The 5,582-nt window shown below is 69.8% G+C and carries 1 protein-coding gene; it reads left to right on the top strand.

Annotated features, from left to right (window positions below; translation table 11 throughout):
• Positions 1-5,582 (top strand): non-ribosomal peptide synthetase (locus tag G4D87_RS32830; protein ID WP_163786631.1); only part of this gene is annotated, 5,582 nt, incomplete at both ends.

The raw sequence follows: 5,582 nt of genomic DNA, 5'->3' as shown, positions 1-5,582 counted from the left end.
CCCCGAGGCGCTCCTCCCCTCTCCCCTCCTCGCCCTTCCCGCACTTCCCACCACCACCAACGGCAAGGTCGACCGTCGCGCCCTCGCCTCTCTTCCTCTCCCCGCCTCTTCCTCCGACGCGCCCTTCGAAGCGCCCACCGGCCCTCTCGAAGTCGCCCTCGCACAGCTCTTCTGCCAGGTCCTCGGCCTCGCCTCCCTCTCACGCCACGACGACTTCTTCTCCCTCGGTGGCCACTCCCTCAGCGCCACTCGCCTCGTCGCCCGCATCCGCTCTTCTCTCCGCGTCGACCTTCCCCTCTCCTCCTTCTTCTCCGCTCCCTCCGTCGCTTCTCTCGCCCACGTAGTCGAAGGGTTGGCCGGCACCGGCAAGTCGCTCCTGCCCGCCCCCACCCCCAGGGCCGAGGCCGCGCCGGTGCTCTCCTCCACGCAGGAGCGCTTGTGGTTCATCCAGCAGCTCCAGCCCCACTCTTCCGCCTACCACATCCCCGAGGCCGCTCTCCTTCACGGCCCTCTCGACGTCTCGGCCCTCGAGTCCGCACTCCGCTGGCTCCTCTCTCGCCATGCCGTCCTCCGGCTCGCCGTCCCCTCTGACGAAGGGCGCCCTGCTCCCTTCCTCCTCGACGTCCCGGCACGCGTCCTGACCGTGGAGTCGCTCTCCGACGCGCCGCATACGCTGGAGGAGCGGCTGCACCTCGAAGCCGAGCGCGTCTTCTCCATGGCGGAGGGCCCGCTCTACCGCTTCCACCTGTGGCGGCTCTCCCCTGAGCGGCACGCGCTGCTGCTCGTGTTCCATCACCTGCTGGTGGATGAGCTGGCCCTCTCCGTGCTGGTGCGTGAGCTGGGTGAGGCCTACCGCTCCTTCCAACAAGGTGCGTCTCCCGCGCTGCCGCCCGTGACGTTGGACTGGGCAGATGTCGCCGTCTGGCAACGAACCGAGGCCGTGCGCGCGCACGAAGATGCGCAGCTTGCCTACTGGACCCGCCAGCTCGCGGATGCGCCACGGCTGCTCTCGCTTCCCACGGACAAGCCTCGCCCCTCCGTGCTGTCGAGCCAGGGACGAGTGACCGCGCAGCGGCCCCTGGCACCCGAGCTGTCGGCGGCCCTTCACGACTTCTGCCGCCAGCAAGGCGTGACACCGTTCATGGTGCTCTACGCGGCCTTCGCGGCGCTGCTCCACCGTTACTCGGGCCAGCCCGAAGTCTGTGTGGGAACCCCGATGGCGGGGCGTACCCACCCGGCCACCGAGGACGTCGTCGGCCTCTTCGTCAACACGGTGGTGCTGCGCACGCACGCTCAGCCGGAGGACTCCTTCGCGTCCCTGCTCGCGCGGGTCCGGACCACCGTGCTCGAAAGCATCGCCCACCAGGACGCCCCTTTCGAGCGAGTGGTGCAGTCCCTGGAGGTGCAGCGCAGTCCGCGCCACTCCCCGCTCTTCCAGGTGATGTTCGGGTTGATTCGCGCCGGACACGGCCTGGCGGAAGCACTGCCTGGACTCCACGGACGCGCCCTGTGGCCGGAGCTGTCCACGAGCCAGTTCGACCTGTCGGTCGTGCTGACCGAGGCGCCGGAGGGGTTCTCACTCGCCGCCAGCTACAGCACCGACCTGTTCGAGGCCGACACCGTCGAGCGCATGCAACGCCATTACGCGCGCCTGCTCGAACATGCGCTCCAGTCGCCGTCCTCTCGGCTGGACAGCCTGCGCATGGCGCTCGACAGCGAGCGCGAGCAGTTGCTGCGGAACTGGAACGACACGCAGCGGGGGTTTGCGTGGGAAGGCGCTTTGCACGAGCGCTTCGAGACGTGGGCCGCCCGGACACCGGACGCGCTGGCCGTCGTCGATGGCCGGCAGGCGCTCACCTATGACGCGCTCAATCGCCGAGCAAACCAGGTGGCCTGGGCCCTGCGAGCCCGCGGCGTCGCTCCCGAAGTCCGTGTGGCCCTCATCCTGGAGCGCGGGGTGGACCTGGCCACGGGCGTGCTCGGCATCCTGAAAGCAGGTGGGGCCTATGTTCCCGTGGACGCGGCCTATCCGCGCGAACGAATCGCGCGCGTGCTCCAGGACAGCGGAGTCCAGCTTGCGCTGACGCAATCCTCGCTGCTCGCGTCCGTCGAGCCACTCGGCGTCCCCACCCTGTGCGTGGACGCCATGGCGGACCTGCCAGCGCGGGGTGACACCCACCCGCCTCGCGTCACCGTGCCGGAGCAGCTGGCCTACGTCATCTACACCTCCGGAAGCACCGGCCAGCCCAAGGGCATCATGGTGCAGCACGGTTCGATGATGAACCTGCGGGCAGCGCTGGCGGAGTCCGCCTACGCCGGTACGACAGGCCCGCTGCGCGTCAGCCTCAACGCTTCGATTTCGTTCGACGCCTCGGTTCAGCAACTGGTGCAACTGGCGGACGGGCACACGCTCTGCGTCGTTCCGCAAGGCGTCCGGGACGACGTTTCGAAGCTGTGCGCATGGCTGGAGGAACAGCGTGTCGACGTCTTCGATTGCGTCCCCTCGCACCTGCGGCTGCTGCTGGACGAGGGCCTGGGTGGGCGTCACCCGCTGCGCGTGCTCGTGGGCGGCGAAGCCGTGGACGAGGTGCTGTGGGAGCGGCTCGTCCGCCATCCGGGCCTCACCTGCTTCAACGTGTACGGCCCCACCGAGTGCACGGTGGACGTCACCGCGCATCCCATCGGCGCCGGGCGCCCCTCCATCGGACGGCCGTTCGCCAACGTGCGCATGTACGTCCTCGATGCGCACCTGGAACCCGTGCCGCTGGGCCTTCCGGGCGAGCTGTACATCGCGGGAGCGAGCCTGGCGCGTGGCTACCTGGGCCAGCCGGCACTCACCGCCGAGCGCTTCATTCCCAACCCCTTCGGCACCACGCCCGGCGAGCGGCTCTACCGCACGGGTGACCAGGTCCGGTGGCTGGCCCATGGAACGCTGGAGTACCTGGGCCGCATCGACACGCAGGTGAAGGTGCGGGGCTTCCGCATCGAGCTGGCGGAGGTGGAAACAGCACTCCTCTCAGCCCCCGGCGTGCGCGCCGCGGTGGCCCTGGTACGGGAGGAGGCCCCGGGGGACTCGCGACTGGTCGCCTACGTGGTGCCCCAGTCCGTTCACGCCTCCACGCAAGAACTGGCGTCCCTTCGGGCGCACCTGAAGCAACTGCTGCCGGCGCACATGGTGCCCTCCGCCATCCTCGCGGTGGAGGCACTCCCCACCACCCCCAGTGGCAAGGTGGACCGTGGAGCCCTGGCGGCGCTGGCCTCGCGCACGGTGGAGTCAGCGCCTGGCGGTGAGCCTCCGCGGGGCCCGGTGGAAGAGCTGCTGGCGCAGGTGTTCTGCCAGGTGCTCGGTGTCACGTCGGTCGCCCGAGACGATGACTTCTTCAGCCTGGGAGGACATTCGCTCAGCGCCACGCGGCTGATGGCCCGGGTCCGGCAGTCCTTCGGCGCGGTGCTGCCACTCACGGCCCTGTTCGCATCGCCGAGCGTGGCCGGGCTCGCGCGGGAGCTGGCTCGGGTCCAGGACACCACGGGGCTCGCGTTGCCGGCGCCCGAGCGTCGTCTAAATGGCGAGCGTGCGGTGCTCTCGTCCTCGCAGGAGCGGATGTGGCTCCTGCACCGGTTGCAGCCCGATTCCAGCGCCTATCACCTGCCCGAGGCCCTGGAACTCAGAGGGGCTCTGGACGTCGCGGCGCTGGAAGCTTCGCTCCACTGGTTGGTCTCACGGCATGCCGTGTTGCGGCTGGTCGTGCCCGCCTCTTCCGACGGGAACCCTGCGCCGAGGCTCATCACCGTTCCGGAGCGCGTGCTGGAGGTGAAGACGCTGGAGCTCGCGCCGGAGGCACTCGAACAGTGCTTGCAGCAGGAGGCCGAGCGCCCGTTCTCCATGGACGAGGGGCCGCTGTTCCGCTTCCACCTGTGGCGGTGCTCCGCTGAGCATCACGTCCTGTTGCTCGTCTTCCACCACCTGCTGATTGATGGGCACAGCCTTTCCCTGCTGCTGAACGAACTGGCGGAGGCGTACCCGTCCTTCCTCCAGGGAGGGGCTCCCGCGGCTCCACGCGTCGCACTGGACAACGCGGACGTCGCCACCTGGCAGCGCACCGAGCCACTGCGCGCGCATGAAGATGCACACCTGACGTACTGGATGCGCCAGCTCGCCGATGCGCCGCGGCTGCTTCAGCTTCCCACGGACACACCGCGTCCCGCCGCGCTCACGGGCAAGGGTGGACTCGTTTCGGGTCTCCGTCTTCCGGCCGAGCTGGATGGAACGCTGCGCGCCTTCTGCCGCGAGCACGGGGTGACGCCTTTCATGGCGCTCCAGGCCGCCTTCGCCGGACTGCTGCACCGCTACTCCGGACAGGAGGATGTCTGCGTTGGCGTCCCTGTCTCCGGGCGCACGCATCCTGCTACCGAGGACGTCGTCGGGCTCTTCGTCAACACCGTCGTCCTTCGCACCCGCTTCCTCTCCGACGACTCCTTCTCCGCCCTCCTCTCACGCACGCGCGCGACGGCGCTCGACGCCTTCTCTCACCAGGACGCTCCCTTCGAGCGCGTCGTCCACGCCCTCGGCGTTCAGCGCAGCCCCAGCCACGCGCCGCTCGTCCAGGTCGCCTTCGTCTGGAATCGCGCGGGCGCTCCGCTTCACCTTGGGGACATTTCCGCTCGTCCGCTTTCCGTTCTGTCTTCCAGCGCGAAGCTGGATCTCGCGCTGATGGTGCGCGAGGACTCGCAGGGCTTTGAGCTCGCCGCGGAGTACAGCAGTGACTTGTACGAAGCGGGCAGCGTGGAGCGGATGCTGGGGCACTACCTGCGGCTGCTCGAAAGCGCGCTCGCCGCGCCTCTGGCGCCCTTGGCTTCGCACTCGCTGCTCTCCGCCGAGGAGCGCCAGCAGGTGCTGCACGGCTTCAATGCCACCGAGCGGGCCTTCGACTCCCTCGCCACCTTCGTCTCCCTCTGGGACGCCCAGGTGGCGCGGACGCCTGAGGCCACCGCGTTGCTCGTCGCTGACTCCGACGTGGCCCTCACCTACCAGCAGCTCGACGCTCGCGCCTCCGCCCTCGCGGGCCACCTCGCCGCCCTTGGCGCCGGGCCCGAGTCCGTCGTCGCCGTCTGCGTCGAGCGCTCCGCTTCGCTCCTCGTCTCGCTTCTCGCCGTCCTCAAGGCGGGCGCCGCCTACCTCCCCCTGGAGCCTTCACACCCCGAGGCGCGCAGGGCTTCTCTCATTCAGCAGGCGGGGGCACGCCTCGTCGTCGCTTCGCACGGCCTCTTCTCCCAGCCCCTGTCTGCCGCGCGCCTCGTCTCGCCGGACGCTCTCGGCACCGACTCCGCCGCCACTCCGCAGGCGCAGCGCCTTGCGTCCGACGCCTACGGCCTCGACTCCGCGCCGCTTCGCCCGGCCTCGCCTCACCACCTCGCCCTCGTCCTCTTCACCTCCGGCACCACCGGCCACCCCAAGGCCGTCGAAGTCTCTCACCGCAACCTCTCTCACCTCTTCGACGCCGCCGACTCCCTCTACCCCTCTCGCCCCGGCGACTGCACCCTCGCCGCCGCCTCCCTCGCCTTCGACGTCCACCTCCTCGAGT

Source organism: Myxococcus vastator (assembly GCF_010894475.1).
Taxonomy (GTDB): domain Bacteria; phylum Myxococcota; class Myxococcia; order Myxococcales; family Myxococcaceae; genus Myxococcus; species Myxococcus vastator.
The sequence above is the reverse complement of the archived record's forward strand: the minus strand, read 5'-3'. Positions and strand labels throughout refer to the sequence as shown.